This is a genomic window from Streptomyces sp. NPDC047982, from assembly GCF_043204165.1.
Classification (GTDB): Bacteria; Actinomycetota; Actinomycetes; order Streptomycetales; family Streptomycetaceae; genus Streptomyces.
This window is the reverse complement of sequence record NZ_JBIDBS010000008.1, coordinates 220,663-236,519: the sequence shown is the minus strand read 5'-3', so window position 1 is coordinate 236,519 and position 15,857 is coordinate 220,663. Positions and strand designations below refer to the sequence as shown.

Here is a 15,857-nt window from a genome sequence, read left to right as displayed (position 1 = left end):
CGTGTTCTCCGTCCACAGCGACAAGGGCTGTTCGAGTACGAAATGGATCAGGACTGTTCGGATGGAGATGGGGCGCTCCGGTGGGCGGGGCACACGACGTTCCCCCGCTCGGGTACGGGCTGCGGGAGTGGGGCGCGCCCCGGCGGGCAGGGCGCACGCTGCCCCGCTCCGGGTCCGGGCTGCGGCCGGTCCTCATGCCGCCGTCCCGCGACGGCGGCGCAGCGGCGACAGCGCCCTCCCGAGCACCACCAGCACCGCCTCCACCAGCAGGGCGAGCACCGCGACCAGCACCGCCCCGGCGACCACCTGCGGGGTGTCGTACGTGTGGAAACCGGCCGTGATGATCCGGCCGAGACCGCCCTGGCCGGCCATCGCCGCGATCGTGCCCGTGGCGACCACCTGGACCGCCGCCGAACGCAGCCCGGTCATGACCATCGGGTAGGCCAGCGGGAGCTCGACCCGTACGAACAACTGCCCGCCGGACATGCCCATGCCCCGCGCCGCCTCGGTCACCGAACGGTCCACCTGGGCCATTCCGACGTAGGCGTTGGTGAGCAGCGGCGGCACGGCGAACAGCACCAGTGCGACGATCGTGGGCACGTACCCTGCGTTGCGCAGCGGCGAGACCATGAAGAGGGCCAGCACCGCGAAGACCGGGACCGCCCGCCCCACGTTGGAGAGGTTGACCGCGACCACGCCCCCCTTGCCGATGTGGCCGAGGTACAGCGCGACCGGCAGCGCGATCGCGCAGGCCGCGGCGAGCGCGACGCCGCTGACCCAGAGATGCTCGACGAGCCGGTGGGCCGCCCCGCTCTCCCCCGTCCAGTTCGCCCCGGTGGTGAGCCAGGCCCACGCCTGACCGAGAACCCCCATGGTTCAGACCGCCTTCGCCGTGGCACGTGCGGGAGTGGCGCGTATTCGGGTCCAGGGGGTCAGCAACCGCTGAAGACCCAGCAGCAGCAGATCGGCGACGACCGCGAGCAGCACGCACAGGACCGAGGCGGTGAGCACCTGCGCCTTGAAGAAGCTGGGCAGGGCGTCCGCGATCAGGTTGCCGAGGCCGCCCCTGCCGATGATCGACCCGACCGTCGTCAGGGCGATCGTCGAGACCGTGGCGATCCGGACGCCCGCCATCAACGCGGGCAGCGCGAGGGGGAGCTCGACCTCCCAGAGCAGTCGGACCGGTCCGTACCCCATGCCCTTCGCGGCTTCCCTGGCCTCCTGCGGAACCGATTCGAGGCCCGCCAGGACGTTCCGGACGAGGATGGTCAGCGAATACAGCACCAGGCCGGTGACCACCAGCGCGGTGGACAGTCCGAAGAACGGCAGCAGCAGCGAGAACATGGCGAGCGAGGGCACGGTGTAGAGCACCGTCGTCAGCCCGAGGACCGGACCGGCGAATCGAGGACCGCGACGGGCGAGCAGCGCCAGCGGAAATGCCACCAGCAGTCCGATCAGCACCGATACCGCCGTGATCCAGATGTGCTGGACCGTCGCGTCCGTCAACTCCTGGCTGCGGGAACGGAGATACTGCCCACAGATCCAGTCATTCGTCACCAGGCAGTTCTGTGCGACAGCCATCCGCCCCCACCTCCCTTTTACCGCCTCTTACCGCCTCACGCCGAAACGCCGGGACGTCCCGCACATCGAAGCACCGAAGTACCCGAAGCGCCTGAGCATTCGACGTACCGAAGAGTTCGAAGCACCGAAGTACCGGACCTCCGAGACCCTATCCCCGAGCACTGACAGTCGCCGAGATCGTCGTATTCCAGCAACATGACCTCCACACAACGCCCGCGACAATGGGGAACCATGATCCGTTTCGAGCATGTCACCAAGCGGTACGCGGACGGCACCACCGCCGTCGACGACCTTTCCTTCGAGGTCGCCGAGGGCGAACTGGTCACGCTCGTCGGACCATCGGGCTGCGGCAAGACGACCACCATGAAGATGGTGAACCGGCTGATCGAACCGACCGAGGGCCGGATATTCCTCGACGGTGACGACATATCCGCCATCGACCCCGTCCGGCTGCGCCGTCGTATCGGATACGTGATCCAGCAGGTGGGCCTGTTCCCGCACCGTACGATCCTGGAAAACACCACGACGGTCCCTCATCTCCTGGGATGGAAACGGGGAAAGGCCCGCGCCCGCGCGGCGGAACTCCTCGACCTCGTCGGACTCGACCCTTCCGTCCATGGCGACCGCTATCCTGAACAGCTCTCCGGTGGCCAGCGCCAACGCGTGGGCGTGGCGAGGGCGCTGGCCGCGGACCCGCCGGTACTGCTGATGGACGAGCCTTTCGGCGCGGTCGATCCCGTCGTACGGGAGCGGCTGCAGAACGAATTCCAGAGACTCCAGGCGCAGGTCCGCAAAACGGTGTTGTTCGTCACGCACGACATCGAGGAAGCCGTCCGGCTCGGTGACCGGATCGCCGTCTACGGGCAGGGCACCATCGAGCAGTTCGACTCCCCGGCGACCGTGCTGGGCGCGCCCGCCACCCCCTATGTCGCGGACTTCGTCGGCGCCGACCGCGGTCTCAAGCGGCTCTCCGTGACCCCCATCGAGGCGGGCGACCTCGACCAGCCCCCCGTCGTCCATCTCGACGACTCCCTGGAGCGGGCGACCGAGCGGCTGCGGGCCGAGAGGGCGCGTTGGGCGGTCGTCCTGGACGGTGAGGACAATCTGCACGGCTGGATCCCGGCCGGCCAACCCGGCACCGCGCACACCCCCGGGTCCGCAACCGGATCCGATTCCGCCCCCGGCCCGGAGGCCGCCGCGTCCCCGTCCGGCGGCACGGTCCGCGCCCACGCCCGGCGGATGGAGGCGTGGCTTCCGGTCGGCGCCCCGCTGAAGCAGGCGTTCGCCACCATGCTCCAGCACGACGCGGGCTGGATCGCCGTCATCGACGAGGAGGCGAACGGCCGGTTCCTCGGCGTGCTCACCCCGGCACGGCTGCACGAGGCGCTGCGCCGCTCCATCGACGCCGACGCCCAGGACGTGCCGCGCGCCGAGGTGGCCGTCGAGTCCGTGGAGCGTCTGGGCGGACCGCTGAGGACTGTCCCGTAGTCCCTGGCGGGCGTGCGATCGCAAGGCGGCCGGAAGCTCTCGGACGGGGTCTCCCCCGCTCGAGCGCAGTCGCGAGCCCGGGCAAGGGCTGCGTGGGCTCTCGGGCGAAGCCGAGGGCTCAAGGAAGCGCCGGGCGGCGCGACGGGACACACGTGCCGGGAGGGGCACGCGGTCCCGGCGGCCGAACGACCTCCCCCGACGGCTGTCGGCCGGCCCGGCGTCCGGGCCGCTCAGTTCTCGCTGAGCCGGCTGCTCATCCAGTCCAGGGCCGGGGGGATCTCCCGCCGCCAGGTGTTGAAGTTGTGCCCGCCGCTGTCGAGCACGATCGACGAGACCTGGGCGGGCGCCTTCACCTTCGCGATGAACTTCTGCGTGGACCGGTAGTTCCCCTCTCCCTGCCTGGAGGTCGTGACCAGGAAGGACGCGTCGGGCTGCGGGAGGTGGTCCAGACTCCACATCAGGTTCGCCCGGTCGCGAGCCCGCTGGTCGCCGTGGAAGAGGTCGCCGGTCGTCGGGTCCTCGGCCGCCTTGTAGTACGCGGAGAGTCCCGCGCTCGCGGCGAACCGGTCCGAATGGTGGAGACCCACCTTCAGCGCGCAGTAACCCCCGGTCGAGTTGCCCATGATGCCCCAGTTGCGGGCCCGTGTGCCGACCCGGTACATCTCCGAGACCGCCCGCGGCAGGTCCTCGGCGAAGAACGTCTCGGTCTGCGGTCCGCCCTTGATGTCCACGCATTCGGTGTCCCTCGGCGGCGCGACCGTGGGCCGCAGCATCACCAGGATCATCGGCTGCGCGCGCCCGGCCTTCACCCGCGCGTGTGCCGTCTGCGGGTACTTCAGGCCCTTGAGGAGGTTCTCCGACGTGCCCGGATAACCCGTCAGGACGACGACCGCGGGGAATGCGCGACGGGCGAACTCGGGCCGGAAGTACTCCGGCGGGAGGTACACGTACGCCGGGCTCTCTATCCCGGACTTCCGGCCCGCGATCACGACCTTGTCTATTCGCCCGGCCACGGTCGGGCGCGCAGCACCCGGCACCCCTGAGTGCCGCGTCCCGACCCGGACGATGTTCCTGGAGGCCGATGCCCCGTCCGCGTGGTCGGTGACCACGCCCGATTCCTGTTCCTGGCCGAACAGATCCGCCCAGGAACCGTAGAAGAGGAACGAGTTGTTGGCCGCCAGGGCGACCGAGGCGAAAAGCATCACCTGGGTCACGAGCAGCAGCCCGACCCTCCCGAACACCACGGCGACGCCACGCCGGGCCAGGCGCGGCCAGAGCCAGACCGTGGCGGCGAAGGAGACCACGGCCAGCGCGATGACCACGACCAGAAGCGTCGTGCTGGTAAGACCCATGGGGGTGAGCTTTCTTGTCTGGGAATTTCCGGTGCGCGGATAAACCCTCCGCGCGGAAGTCTCGTCCTACAGTGCGCACATCGTCCGAAATCCTTCGGACGAAGGACTCAGGAATCTCTCGCGGAACCACGGGAAGCGATGTCTGTCACGCTAGATGGGGATAAATCAGGATCGGTTCCGAGTCCCGTACGCAAGTTCGTACGGGGCCCGCGCCCCGAGGCCGTCCCGACGCTGATCGGTACCGCCTGCACCGTCGTCGGCCTGATCGATGTCACCGCGGGCGTGTTCCCACGCTTCCGGCACAGCCGGATGCACGCACTCGCCGAGGTGCTGCCCGGCGCGTTCGGACCGTTCGCCGCCGCCCTCTCACTGAGCGCGGGCGTCCTGCTGCTGCTCCTCGCCCACGGCCTCAAACGGCGCAAGCGGCGGGCCTGGCGGGCCGCCGTCGTCCTGCTGCCGGTCGGAGCGCTGGCGCAGTTCCTCTACCGGCACTCGATCACCGGCACGCTCGTCTCACTGGCCCTCTGCGCGCTGCTGGTCCGCCACCGCGGCCAGTTCTCCGCGCTCCCCGACCCGAGGAGCCGCTGGTGGGCACTGGCCAACTTCGTGGTGCTCGGCGCGGGTTCGATGGGCCTGGGCCTCGTCATCGTCAGCTCCCACCCCCGCCGGATCCTGGGCAGCCCCAGCATCGCCGACCGGCTCCAGCACGTGCTGTACGGGCTGTTCGGCGTGGAGGGCCCCGTGGACTACAGCGGGGACACCTCCTGGACCGTGGGGTACTCGCTCGGCGCCCTCGGCCTGCTGACCGCCGTCACCACCATCTACCTGGCCTTCCGCCCCGAGCACCCGGCCGCGCGCCTGACCGGGGACGACGAGGCGCGGCTTCGCGCCCTGCTGGAGAAACACGGCGGCAGGGACTCGCTCGGCCATTTCGCGCTCCGTCGCGACAAGGCCGTCGTCTTCTCACCGAGCGGCAAGGCGGCCGTCTGCTACCGGGTCGTGTCCGGGGTGATGCTCGCGAGCGGCGACCCGATCGGCGACGTGGAGGCGTGGCCCGGCGCCATCGAACGCTTCATGGACGAGGCAAGGGCCCATTCCTGGACCCCCGCCGTGATGGGCTGCAGCGAGACCGGCGGCGAGGTCTGGACCCGCGAGACCGGGCTCGACGCGCTGGAACTCGGCGACGAGGCGGTGGTGGACGTCGCGGATTTCTCGCTCGCCGGGCGCCCGATGCGCAACGTACGCCAGATGGTGAAGCGCATTGAGCGCCTCGGCTACGAGACCCGGGTCCGGCGCGCACACGACATCGGCGAGGCCGAACTGGACCGCATCCGCCGGGCCGCCGACGACTGGCGCGGCACCGACACCGAGCGCGGCTTCTCCATGGCTCTCGGCCGGATCGGCGACGCGGCCGACGGGGACTGCGTCATCGCCACCGCCCACAAGGCCGACGAGCCGGGCTCCGAGTCCCCGTACGGCGACCTGAAGGCCGTGCTCCACTTCGTCCCGTGGGGCCACGACGGCATGTCCCTCGACCTCATGCGCCGCGACCGCTCCGCCGACCCAGGCATGAACGAGTTGCTGATCGTCGCCGCCCTCCAGGCCGCCCCCCGGCTGTCCGTCGACCGGGTCTCGCTGAATTTCGCGATGTTCCGCTCGGCCCTCGCCCGCGGTGAGAAGCTGGGCGCGGGACCGGTGCTGCGGCTCTGGCGCGGGCTGCTGATCTTTCTGTCGCGCTGGTTCCAGATCGAGTCGCTGTACAAGTTCAACGCCAAGTTCCGGCCCCGCTGGGAGCCCCGCTTCGTGGTCTACCGCACCGCCCGGGACCTGCCCCGGATCTCCCTGGCCGCCATGCGGGCCGAGGGCTTCGTGAACCTGGCCCTGCCCCGCCCGTTCGCGCGCCGCTTCCCCCGCTCCCAGCCCCGCCCCTGCGCCCATCCTCCGGCGACAAGCCGGGAGCAGCACGCCCGCGCCGCGTAACGGCACACCGTACGGGGCCTACGCTGGTCGCATGAGTACGTTGCGTGGACGAGGCACGGTCCAGGGCCTGCCGGAGTGGGACCGCTGCGCGGTCATGGGTGTCGTCAATGTGACCCCGGACTCCTTCTCCGACGGTGGTCGCTGGTTCGATACCACGGCCGCGATCAAACACGGTCTCGACCTGGTCGCCCAGGGCGCCGACCTGATCGACGTCGGCGGCGAGTCGACCCGGCCCGGCGCCAGCCGGGTGGACGCCTCGGAGGAGCTGCGGCGCGTGGTCCCGGTGGTCCGGGGCCTGGCCGCCGAAGGCGTCACGGTCTCGGTCGACACCATGCGGGCCAGGGTCGCCGAGGAGGCCGTCGTGGCCGGGGCCGCCCTGGTCAACGACGTGAGCGGCGGTCTCGCCGACCCGGCCATGGTCGGGGTCGTCGCCGACGCCGGGGTGCCGTTCGTCGTCATGCATTGGCGCGGTTTCAGCGAGTCGATGAACAGCCGCGCGGTGTACCAGGACGTCGTCGCCGAGGTCGCCCGGGAGCTGCGGGAGCGGATGGACGCCGTGGTCGCGGGCGGTGTCGCCCCGGAACGGATCGTCATCGACCCCGGCCTCGGCTTCGCCAAGGACGCCGCCCACGACCTCGCCCTGGTCGCCCACCTCGACGACCTGCGTGCCCTGGGCCGCCCGCTGCTGGTCGCCGCCTCCCGCAAGCGCTTCCTCGGCCACGTGCTGGCCGGCGAGGGCGCCACACCGCCGCCCGCCCGCGAACGCGACGCCGCCACCGCGGCGGTCTCCGCGCTCTCCGCCCACGCGGGCGCCTGGGCCGTCCGGGTCCACGAGGTGCGCGCCACGGCCGACGCCGTACGGGTCGCCCGCGCCGTCGAGGGCGCCGCGTGAGCGGGCCGCGCGACGAGCACGCCGAGGCCGCCGCCGACATCGCGGCCGTCGAACAGGCCAACACCGCCTTCTACGAGGCGGTGGAGCGCGGCGACCTGGACGACCTGTCCGGACTGTGGCTGCCGGGCGAGGACCTCACGGTCTCCTGCGTCCACCCCGGCTGGCCGGTGCTCAGCGGCCGCGGCGAGGTACTGCGCAGTTACGCCCTGATCATGGCCAACACCGAGTACATCCAGTTCTTCCTGACCGACGTCGCGGTCTCGATGACCGGCGACACGGCCCTGGTGACCTGTACGGAGAACATCCTCAGCGGCGGGCCCGCGGAGGACGGCAACGCGCTCGGACCGCTCATCGGCCAGCTCGTCGTGGCCACCAACGTGTTCCGGCGCACACCCGACGGCTGGAAGCTCTGGTCCCACCACGGCTCGCCCGTACTCACCGAATCCGACGAGGACGACGAGAACGAAGAGAACGGAGACGGCGAAGGCACCCCCTGACCAGGGAGAAGCCCTTTCCTGACCGCGAAGAAGCCGTCTCCTGGCGGAAGGAAGTTCTCTCCTGATAGCCAGGAGGCCACCTCCCGTCCGGCCGGAAGACATCTCCCGACCGGAAAGTTCGCCTTCCGGGAGGGTTGGAATCCACGTCTGCGGGTAGAAGCGGCTACCAGTCCCGTGAGGTTCTGTCCATAGCCCCCACGGGGGAGCACTGTCGGTGCTCGAAGGTAGATTCGAAAGAGAGCACCTCGCCGTCCGCACGCGGCCCCGTGTCTCTTCACCCAACGACAGCAGGAGTGATTCGCGTGGATCGTGTCGCGCTGCGCGGCCTCAAGGCCCGTGGACACCATGGCGTCTTTCCCCGGGAACGGGAAGAGGGCCAGACCTTCATCGTGGACCTGGTGCTCGGCCTGGACACCCGCCCCGCGGCAGCCACCGACGACCTGACGAAGACGGTGCACTACGGCATCGTCGCCGAGGAGGTCGTCGAGGTCGTAAAGGGAGAACCGGTCGATCTGATCGAGACGCTCGCGGAGCGCATCGCCCAGCAATGCCTCAAACACGAAGGAGTCGAGGAGGTGGAGGTGGTGGTGCACAAGCCGGACGCGCCGATCACCGTCCCCTTCGACGATGTCACCATCACCATCACCCGGAGCCGAGTATGACTGGTTTTCCCGCCAAGGGGCAGAGCGACCCGACCGTACAGCCGGTTCCCGCCTCCGTGGTCGCACAGGTGGACGCCGCCGACAGCACCCTCTCCAACCCCAAACGCGCCGTGCTCTCCCTCGGGTCCAATCTCGGCAACCGGCTGGAGACCCTCCAGGGCGCCATAGACGCCCTGGAGGACACCCCCGGTCTGCGGGTCAAGGCCGTCTCTCCCGTGTACGAGACGGAGCCTTGGGGCGTCGCCCCCGGCTCCCAGCCCTCGTACTTCAACGCGGTGGTCGTGGTGAAGACGACGCTCCCCCCGTCCTCGCTCCTGGAGCGCGGCCAGGCCATAGAGGAGGCGTTCGAGCGGGTCCGCGAGGAGCGCTTCGGGCCGCGCACCATCGACGTCGACATCGTGGCGTACGCGGACGTCGTCTCCGACAACCCGGAGCTCACCCTCCCCCACCCCCGGGCCCATGAGCGGGCCTTCGTCCTCGCCCCGTGGCACGACATCGAGCCCGATGCCCAGTTGCCGGGATCCGGTCCCGTCGCGGAGCTGCTGGCCGATGTCGGACGCGAGGGCGTGCGGCCCCGCGCCGACCTGGAACTCCGTCTGCCCGAGTAGTCGTTAGGCTCGACGGACACAACCAGACGGGCACGGCCATGGGCGGCGAAGGGCGGATCACTCGGTGAAGCAACTACGGCTCGGGGTACTCGTCGGCCTCTTCGCCGCGGCCGGGGTGCTCTCCTGGGGCGGTGCGCGCCTCTGGGACTCCCTGGGCAGTCTGCCGAGCGTTCCCCTCGCCGCGCCGATCGTGCTCGCGGTGATCGCCGCCGTCCTGTTCGCGACGGCGCTGTCCATCCGTTCCCGGCTGCGCGCCCAGCGCGAGCGCCGGCCGGGAGCCAAGGGCGTCGAACCCCTGATGGCGGCACGGGCCGTCGTCTTCGGTCAGGCCAGCGCGCTGGTCGTCGCCCTGGTCTCCGGAATGTACGGCGGCACGGGCGTCTTCCTGCTCGGCTCCCTCGACGTCCCCGCCCGCCGCGACCAGGCGGTCTACGCCGGCTTTGCGGTCCTGGCCGGCGCCGCGGTGGTCGCCGCGGCCCTCTGGCTGGAGCGCATCTGCAAGCTCCCGGAGGACGGGGGCGACGACAAGGGCCGTTCGGCCGCGTAAGGGCGTCGGCTCCGGACCCACTCACCGGGGCCCTTACGCGGCGGGGCAGGGTCTCAGCGGGCCATTATCAGGCTCATCGCCTCGGCCCGCGTCGAGGCTTCGCGCAGTTGGCCGCGCACCGCCGAGGTCGTCGTCTTCGCACCGGGCTTGCGGATGCCCCGGACGGACATGCACATGTGCTCCGCCTCGATGACCACGATCGCGCCGCGCGCCTCCAGGATGCGCATCAGCGAGTCCGCGATCTGCGTGGTCAGCCGCTCCTGCACCTGGGGTCGGCGGGCGAACACGTCGACCAGGCGGGCGAGCTTCGACAGCCCGGTGATCTTGCCGCTCTCCGACGGGATGTAGCCCACATGGGCCACCCCGTGGAACGGCAGCAGGTGGTGCTCGCAGAGGCTGACGATTTCGATGTCCTTCACCAGGACCATCTCGTCGTGTCCCAGATCGAACGTGGTGGTCAGGACGTCCTCGGGCACCTGCCGCAGCCCCGCGAGGATCTCCTTGTACGCCCGCGACACCCGGCTCGGCGTCTCACGCAGCCCCTCGCGGTCCGGATCCTCGCCCACGGCGAGGAGGAGCTCGCGTACGGCGGCCTCGGCCCGCTTCTCGTCGAACTCGCCGATCGGCCCCTGGCCGTCCAACGTCACCGGGTCGGTCATCTGTGCCTCGTTCCTCTGAGCTGTCACCGCACACACTTCTCGTACGGTCGTACGAGAAAGCCGCGCCCTCACAGGCTAGAACCTGCGAGGGCGCGGCATCCATTCCGAGCCCGGTCCGGCCCCCGTGACAGGGACCACATCCGCGTCAGGACTCGGGGCGGTCCTCCGGCACCGCCTCGGTGACCGGAACGGCGTCCGAGGAGACGACCGAACCGTTCGCCGCGGTGGCACCGTTGGTGAGCGCCAGCTCCTTCGGCGAGAGCACCGGGGGCCGCGTCGACGGGGTGCGCCGGGCGGAACCGGTCCACGCCGGGCGGGTCGGACGCTTCACGACCGGGGCGAAGATCTCGGCGATCTCCTCCTTGCCGAGCGTCTCCTTCTCCAGGAGCTGGAGAACGAGGTTGTCCAGCACGTCGCGGTTCTCGACCAAGATCTCCCACGCGTCGTTGTGGGCGGTCTCGATGAGCTTCTTGACCTCTTCGTCGACGAGGGCCGCGACCTCTTCCGAGTAGTCGCGCTGGTGCCCCATCTCCCGGCCCACGAAGGGCTCGGTGTTGTCGCCGCCGAACTTGATCGCGCCGAGCCGCTCCGTCATGCCGTACTGCGTGACCATCGCGCGGGCCGTGGCCGTGGCCTTCTCGATGTCGTTCGCGGCGCCGGTGGTCGGGTCGTGGAAGACCAGCTCCTCGGCCGCGCGCCCGCCCAGCATGTAGGCCAGCTGGTCGAGCATCTCGTTGCGCGTCGTGGAGTACTTGTCCTCCTCCGGGAGCACCATCGTGTAACCGAGGGCGCGGCCGCGGGAGAGGATCGTGATCTTGTGGACCGGGTCCGCCTGCGGAGAGGCCGCCGCGACCAGGGCGTGCCCGCCCTCGTGGTACGCGGTGATCTTCTTCTCCTTCTCGGACATGATCCGGGTCCGCTTCTGCGGGCCCGCCACGACGCGGTCGATGGCCTCGTCGAGCATCTTGTTGTCGATCAGCTTCTGGTTGCTGCGCGCCGTGAGGAGCGCCGCCTCGTTCAGCACGTTCGACAGGTCGGCACCGGTGAAGCCGGGCGTGCGGCGGGCGACGGCGCCGAGGTCGACGTCCTTCGCGACCGGCTTGCCCTTCTGGTGGACCTTGAGGATCTCCAGACGGCCCTGCATGTCCGGCCGGTCGACCGCGATCTGCCGGTCGAAGCGGCCCGGGCGCAGCAGCGCCGGGTCGAGGATGTCCGGCCGGTTCGTGGCGGCGATCAGGATGACGCCGCCCTTCACGTCGAAGCCGTCCATCTCGACGAGCAACTGGTTCAGCGTCTGCTCGCGCTCGTCGTGACCGCCGCCCATCCCGGCACCGCGGTGCCGGCCGACGGCGTCGATCTCGTCGACGAAGACGATCGCCGGCGCGTTCGCCTTGGCCTGCTCGAAGAGGTCACGGACCCGGCTGGCACCGACACCGACGAACATCTCGACGAAGTCGGAACCGGAGATCGAGTAGAAGGGAACGCCCGCCTCGCCCGCGACGGCGCGCGCGAGCAGCGTCTTGCCCGTGCCGGGAGGCCCGTACAGCAGGACACCCTTGGGGATCTTGGCGCCGACGGCCTGGAACTTCGCCGGCTCCTGGAGGAACTCCTTGATCTCCTGGAGCTCCTCGACCGCCTCGTCCGACCCCGCCACGTCGGCGAACGTCGTCTTCGGGGTGTCCTTGGTGATCAGCTTGGCCTTGGACTTCCCGAACTGCATGACCCGGGAGCCGCCGCCCTGCATCTGGTTCATCAGGAACAGGAAGACGACCACGATCAGGACGAAGGGCAGCAGCGACAGGAGGATCGAGATGAACGGGGACTGCTTCGACGGGGAGACCGTGTAACCCTTGTCGATCTTGCCGCTCTCGAACTTCTGCTGCAGCGTGTCGGCCAGCTCGACGCCCTGGTTGCCGATGTAGTTCGCCTGGAACTTGCTGCCGGACTCGCCCGAGAGCTTCTGGTCCTTCTTCAGCTCGATCTTGATGATCTGTTCGTCACCGGTGGTCAGCTTGGCCTGCGCCACCTGGTCCTTGCTGATCGCCTGGACCACCTTGCCGGTGTCCACCGATTTGTAGCCGCCCGACGAGCCGACGACCTGCATCAACACGACCACGGCGAGGACGGCCAGCACGATCCACATGACCGGCCCACGGAAGTATCGCTTCACGTCCATCCATACGGGGCGATGACGCCCCGTCCCTCCTGCCCGTAGGTAAATGCTGCTGTGAGAAAAGACTGTTCTTCGGACGGTACCCCAGCATTGTCACCCGGGACCGCCGGGGACGTCTGTCAAACCGCCCTTCCATGTCCCAACGACGGGAATCGAGTAAAAGGTTCCCGTCGCCGGTTCGCCGTGCCGGATCCCGTCACCGGGTTCCCGCCCGACCCCGTCGTCCGGGCCAGGAGGCGGTGCCGGGAGGCGGTCAGCCGCCGTAGACGTGCGGGGCGAGCGTGCCGACGAAGGGGAGGTTGCGGTACTTCTCCGCGTAGTCCAGCCCGTAGCCGACGACGAATTCGTTGGGGATGTCGAAACCGACCCACTTGCAGTCGAGCGCGACCTTGGCCGCGTCGGGCTTGCGCAGCAGCGTGCAGATCTCCAGGGACGCGGGCTCGCGCGACCCGAGGTTGGACATCAGCCAGGACAGGGTCAGACCCGAGTCGATGATGTCCTCGACGATCAGGACGTGCTTGCCCTTGATGTCGGTGTCCAGGTCCTTCAGGATCCGGACGACTCCCGAGGACTGGGTGCCCGCGCCGTACGACGAGACAGCCATCCAGTCCATGGTGACGGGGGTGGACAGCGCGCGCGCCAGGTCCGCCATCACCATCACCGCGCCCTTGAGGACGCCGACGATGAGCAGGTCCTTGCCCGCGTACTCCACGTCGATCTTCGCGGCCAGCTCGACGAGCTTCGCGTCGATCTCTTCCTTGGTGAGGAGCACCGACTGAAGGTCGGTGCCCATGTCCTTCTCGTTCACCCGCGTCTCTTTCTGTGCCTGCCGGGCCCGGGGCGGCGCCCCGTACCGGCGGCGACCTCTCGCCTGCGTGTCAGCCGCTCGTGCTTCAGCTCTGCCGAATCACAAGTCTGCCACCCTGGCGCAGGGCCTCGACGCGGCCGGGCAGGTTGATGGCCCGCTGGCCGCGCCAGCCGGTGATCAGGCGGTCGACCTCCTCGATGTGCCGGGCGAACAGCGAACCGGCCGGGGATCCGGCCTCCACGACGGCCCGGCGCAGCACCCGGCGGCGCACGGCCGGCGGCAGCGCGTACAGCTTGGCGCACTCCAGCCGGCCCGCCTCGTCCCGGACGGCGCGTTCGGCCTCGACGGCCCAGGTGTCGAGTGCGTCGGCGTCGTCGCGAGAGAGGCGCGCGGTACGGGCCAGGGCCTCGACGACCCCTTTGCCCAGCGCCTTCTCCAGGGCGGGCAGACCCTCGTGGCGCAGCCGGGAGCGGGTGTAGGCGGGATCGATGTTGTGCGGGTCGTCCCATACCGGCAGGGACTGGACGAGGCACGCCTTGCGGGCGGTCTGCCGGTCGAGCTGGAGGAAGGGACGGCGATAACGGCCGGCGGGGCCGGACGCGGCGGCCATGCCGGAGAGGGAACGGATGCCGGAGCCGCGGGCGAGACCCAGCAGCACCGTCTCCGCCTGGTCGTCGCGGGTGTGGCCGAGCAGCACGGCGGCGGCTCCGTGCCGTTCGGCGGCCTCGTCGAGGGCCGCGTAACGGGCGTCGCGGGCGGCGGCCTCGGGCCCGCCCTCGTGGCCGACCCGCACGGCGACGGACTCGACCGGGTCGAGGTGCATGGCGGCGAGGCGGTCGACGACCTCGGCGGCCCGGGTGTCGGAGCCGTCCTGGAGGCCGTGGTCGACGGTGATGCCACCGGCCCGGACGTCGAGCTTGCGCGCCTCGAAGGCGAGGGCGGAGGCGAGTGCCATGGAATCCGCGCCGCCGGAGCATGCGACGAGCACCAGTGGGGTATCGGGGAGTGCGGGGCACCGCCTGCCCGCACCGGCTTCGGTGGACTCGGAGGGCGGGGTGCGCCGGGGATGCCCGGCGTCGCGGGCGTGTCCCGCACTGTCGCAGGTGTGGCCGTGGGTGCTGTTGCGGGCGTTGTTGCGAGTGTGTTCGGTGAGTACGTCGTGGAGTACGCGGCGGACCGCCAGGCGTATCGCCGCGACCGCAGGATGGGGACCCATGTCCGGTGCCCTTCGTGGAGTGTCGGGAGTGCCTCGGAGTGACGGGACGAGCGAGAGTTCCGTCACTCAGAGTGCATCGATGGTGACAGAGGCAAGCCGTCCATCGAGCATTGCACGCCTTCCCATGCCTCTACGGTCCCTCGGATGGGTGATTACCGGCGCGTTGTCGTCCTGTCGCGCGCCGTCGTGGCCGCCACGGTCACGACTCTGCCTTACGGTGCACCCTCGCGATCCAGTCCGCGGGCTTCGAGATCTCCGCCTTGGTGGGGAGGGTGTTCGGCGAGGTCCAGACCCGGTTGAAGCCGTCCATGCCGACCTCGTCGACCACGGCGCGGACGAACCGTTCGCCGTCGCGGTACTGGCGCAGTTTGGCATCGAGCCCGAGCAGCTTGCGCAGCGCCTGGTCGAGACGGCTCGCCCCGCGCGCCCGGCGCTGCTGGAACTTCTCGCGGATCTCGGCGACGGAGGAGACGACCTCGGGTCCGACGCCGTCCATCACGTAGTCGGCGTGCCCTTCGAGCAGGGACATCACCGCGGTGAGCCGGCCGAGGATCTCCCGCTGGGCGGGGGTCTGGACGAGCTCGACGAGGCTGTGTCCGCCCTCCTCGCCGTCCTCGCCCTCGGGACGGCCCCCGGCCAGCGACTGGGCCGCCTCGCGGAGGCGTTCCAGAAAGGCCATCGGGTCGACGTCGGTCTCTTCGAGGAATGACTGGATCTCGCCCTGGAGGTGGTCGCGCAGCCAGGGCACCCCGGTGAACTGGGTGCGGTGGGTCTCCTCGTGGAGGGCGACCCAGAGCCGGAAGTCGTGCGGGTCGACCGCCAGCTCGCGCTCGACGTGGACGATGTTCGGCGCGACCAGCAGCAGCCTGCCGCCGTCGGGCGCGGCCGGGAACTCGCGCCCGGCGGGCGCGAACGTCTCGTACTGGCCGAGGACCCGGGAGGCCAGGAACGACAGCAGCATCCCCACCTCGACGCCGGTCACCTTGCCGCCGACCGTCCCGAGCACGACGCCCCCGGGCCCGTTGCCGCGCCGCCCGCGCATCTTCTCCAGCAGGGGACGGAGCAGTTCACGGAAGCCGTCGGCGTTGGCCCGGATCCAACCGGCCCGGTCCACGACCAGGACCGGGGTGTCCTCCGGTTCGGTCCCTTCCGGGATCAACCGGGTGAAGGAGCGGACGTGGTCCTCCGACGCCTTGGCGTGCCGCCGCAGCTCCGCGACGACCTCGCGGGCCTCCTCGCGGCTGATCTCGGGCCCGGGCCGGACCAGCCGGGTCGCGGTCGCGACCGCGAGATTCCAGTCGACCATCTCGGCCCCACCGATGCTCGTCATGTGTCAACCGTACGTGCTCGGGTCCGTCCGCGCCGGGGTGTTGACGGGGCCGCCGGGCGAAAGC

General features: G+C 70.2%; 15 protein-coding genes. 7 read left to right on the top strand and 8 right to left on the bottom strand.

What is annotated here, in order from left to right; all coding sequences use genetic code 11:
* Positions 1-192 precede the first annotated feature (192 nt).
* Positions 193-873, bottom strand: coding sequence for an ABC transporter permease (locus ACGF2V_RS13060; RefSeq protein WP_362709728.1), 681 nt, complete (start codon positions 871-873; stop codon positions 193-195).
* A gap of 3 nt (positions 874-876) precedes the next feature.
* Positions 877-1,581: an ABC transporter permease gene (locus ACGF2V_RS13055; RefSeq protein ID WP_362626424.1), complete on the bottom strand. Its 705-nt coding sequence runs from the start codon at positions 1,579-1,581 to the stop codon at positions 877-879.
* 231 nt (positions 1,582-1,812) lie between these two features.
* Here ACGF2V_RS13055 and ACGF2V_RS13050 point away from each other — a divergent pair, with 231 nt between their 5' ends.
* Positions 1,813-3,069 carry a betaine/proline/choline family ABC transporter ATP-binding protein gene (locus ACGF2V_RS13050; protein ID WP_362709731.1) on the top strand — a complete coding sequence of 419 codons (1,257 nt, stop codon included), beginning with the start codon at positions 1,813-1,815 and terminating at the stop codon, positions 3,067-3,069.
* 230 nt (positions 3,070-3,299) lie between these two features.
* Here ACGF2V_RS13050 and ACGF2V_RS13045 read toward each other — a convergent pair whose 3' ends face one another.
* Positions 3,300-4,421 (bottom strand): alpha/beta hydrolase-fold protein, encoded by a 1,122-nt coding sequence (locus tag ACGF2V_RS13045; protein ID WP_362626418.1) that lies wholly within the window; start codon positions 4,419-4,421, stop codon positions 3,300-3,302.
* Positions 4,422-4,559: 138 nt separating this feature from the next.
* Between ACGF2V_RS13045 and ACGF2V_RS13040 the strand changes: the two genes are divergently transcribed.
* From ACGF2V_RS13040 to ACGF2V_RS13015, 6 genes are all read left to right on the top strand, one after another.
* On the top strand, positions 4,560-6,401 hold the full coding sequence (locus tag ACGF2V_RS13040; protein ID WP_362626416.1) for a phosphatidylglycerol lysyltransferase domain-containing protein: 1,842 nt from the start codon (positions 4,560-4,562) through the stop codon (positions 6,399-6,401).
* Positions 6,402-6,495: 94 nt separating this feature from the next.
* The gene (folP, locus tag ACGF2V_RS13035; protein WP_362626455.1) at positions 6,496-7,293 is read left to right on the top strand and encodes a dihydropteroate synthase; all 798 of its coding nucleotides are present in this window, start codon (positions 6,496-6,498) and stop codon (positions 7,291-7,293) included.
* Complete coding sequence (locus ACGF2V_RS13030) at positions 7,290-7,790, top strand: nuclear transport factor 2 family protein (RefSeq protein WP_362626413.1); 501 nt, start codon at positions 7,290-7,292, stop codon at positions 7,788-7,790. Before folP ends, ACGF2V_RS13030 begins: the two co-directional genes overlap by 4 nt.
* Before the next feature lie 302 nt (positions 7,791-8,092).
* Complete coding sequence (gene folB, locus ACGF2V_RS13025) at positions 8,093-8,452, top strand: dihydroneopterin aldolase (protein ID WP_362626410.1); 360 nt, start codon at positions 8,093-8,095, stop codon at positions 8,450-8,452.
* A complete protein-coding gene (gene folK, locus ACGF2V_RS13020) occupies positions 8,449-9,060 on the top strand; it encodes a 2-amino-4-hydroxy-6-hydroxymethyldihydropteridine diphosphokinase (protein ID WP_362626408.1) in 612 nt (203 codons plus the stop codon). Before folB ends, folK begins: the two co-directional genes overlap by 4 nt.
* A gap of 64 nt (positions 9,061-9,124) precedes the next feature.
* The gene (locus ACGF2V_RS13015; protein ID WP_362626405.1) at positions 9,125-9,607 is read left to right on the top strand and encodes a DUF3180 domain-containing protein; all 483 of its coding nucleotides are present in this window, start codon (positions 9,125-9,127) and stop codon (positions 9,605-9,607) included.
* A 53-nt stretch (positions 9,608-9,660) separates the two neighbouring features.
* Here ACGF2V_RS13015 and folE read toward each other — a convergent pair whose 3' ends face one another.
* From folE to ACGF2V_RS12990, 5 genes are all read right to left on the bottom strand, one after another.
* Positions 9,661-10,266: a GTP cyclohydrolase I FolE gene (gene folE / locus ACGF2V_RS13010; protein ID WP_362626454.1), complete on the bottom strand. Its 606-nt coding sequence runs from the start codon at positions 10,264-10,266 to the stop codon at positions 9,661-9,663.
* A gap of 145 nt (positions 10,267-10,411) precedes the next feature.
* Positions 10,412-12,442, bottom strand: coding sequence for an ATP-dependent zinc metalloprotease FtsH (ftsH, locus tag ACGF2V_RS13005; protein ID WP_362626402.1), 2,031 nt, complete (start codon positions 12,440-12,442; stop codon positions 10,412-10,414).
* A gap of 250 nt (positions 12,443-12,692) precedes the next feature.
* Positions 12,693-13,232 (bottom strand): hypoxanthine phosphoribosyltransferase, encoded by a 540-nt coding sequence (hpt, locus tag ACGF2V_RS13000; protein ID WP_362626451.1) that lies wholly within the window; start codon positions 13,230-13,232, stop codon positions 12,693-12,695.
* Positions 13,233-13,332: 100 nt separating this feature from the next.
* On the bottom strand, positions 13,333-14,463 hold the full coding sequence (tilS, locus tag ACGF2V_RS12995; protein WP_362626399.1) for a tRNA lysidine(34) synthetase TilS: 1,131 nt from the start codon (positions 14,461-14,463) through the stop codon (positions 13,333-13,335).
* A gap of 199 nt (positions 14,464-14,662) precedes the next feature.
* Complete coding sequence (locus ACGF2V_RS12990) at positions 14,663-15,793, bottom strand: zinc-dependent metalloprotease (protein ID WP_362626396.1); 1,131 nt, start codon at positions 15,791-15,793, stop codon at positions 14,663-14,665.
* Positions 15,794-15,857: the final 64 nt, after the last annotated feature.

Bases quoted from the DNA above. Each gene is read 5' to 3' on its own strand.
- ACGF2V_RS13060 (WP_362709728.1), bottom strand. From the start codon at position 873: ATGGGGGTTCTCGGTCAGGCGTGGGCCTGGCTCACCACCGGGGCGAAC.
- ACGF2V_RS13055 (WP_362626424.1), bottom strand. From the start codon at position 1,581: ATGGCTGTCGCACAGAACTGCCTGGTGACGAATGACTGGATCTGTGGG.
- ACGF2V_RS13050 (WP_362709731.1), top strand. From the start codon at position 1,813: ATGATCCGTTTCGAGCATGTCACCAAGCGGTACGCGGACGGCACCACC.
- ACGF2V_RS13045 (WP_362626418.1), bottom strand. From the start codon at position 4,421: ATGGGTCTTACCAGCACGACGCTTCTGGTCGTGGTCATCGCGCTGGCC.
- ACGF2V_RS13040 (WP_362626416.1), top strand. From the start codon at position 4,560: ATGTCTGTCACGCTAGATGGGGATAAATCAGGATCGGTTCCGAGTCCC.
- folP (WP_362626455.1), top strand. From the start codon at position 6,496: ATGGGTGTCGTCAATGTGACCCCGGACTCCTTCTCCGACGGTGGTCGC.
- folK (WP_362626408.1), top strand. From the start codon at position 8,449: ATGACTGGTTTTCCCGCCAAGGGGCAGAGCGACCCGACCGTACAGCCG.
- folE (WP_362626454.1), bottom strand. From the start codon at position 10,266: ATGACCGACCCGGTGACGTTGGACGGCCAGGGGCCGATCGGCGAGTTC.
- ftsH (WP_362626402.1), bottom strand. From the start codon at position 12,442: ATGGACGTGAAGCGATACTTCCGTGGGCCGGTCATGTGGATCGTGCTG.
- hpt (WP_362626451.1), bottom strand. From the start codon at position 13,232: ATGGGCACCGACCTTCAGTCGGTGCTCCTCACCAAGGAAGAGATCGAC.
- tilS (WP_362626399.1), bottom strand. From the start codon at position 14,463: ATGGGTCCCCATCCTGCGGTCGCGGCGATACGCCTGGCGGTCCGCCGC.
- ACGF2V_RS12990 (WP_362626396.1), bottom strand. From the start codon at position 15,793: ATGACGAGCATCGGTGGGGCCGAGATGGTCGACTGGAATCTCGCGGTC.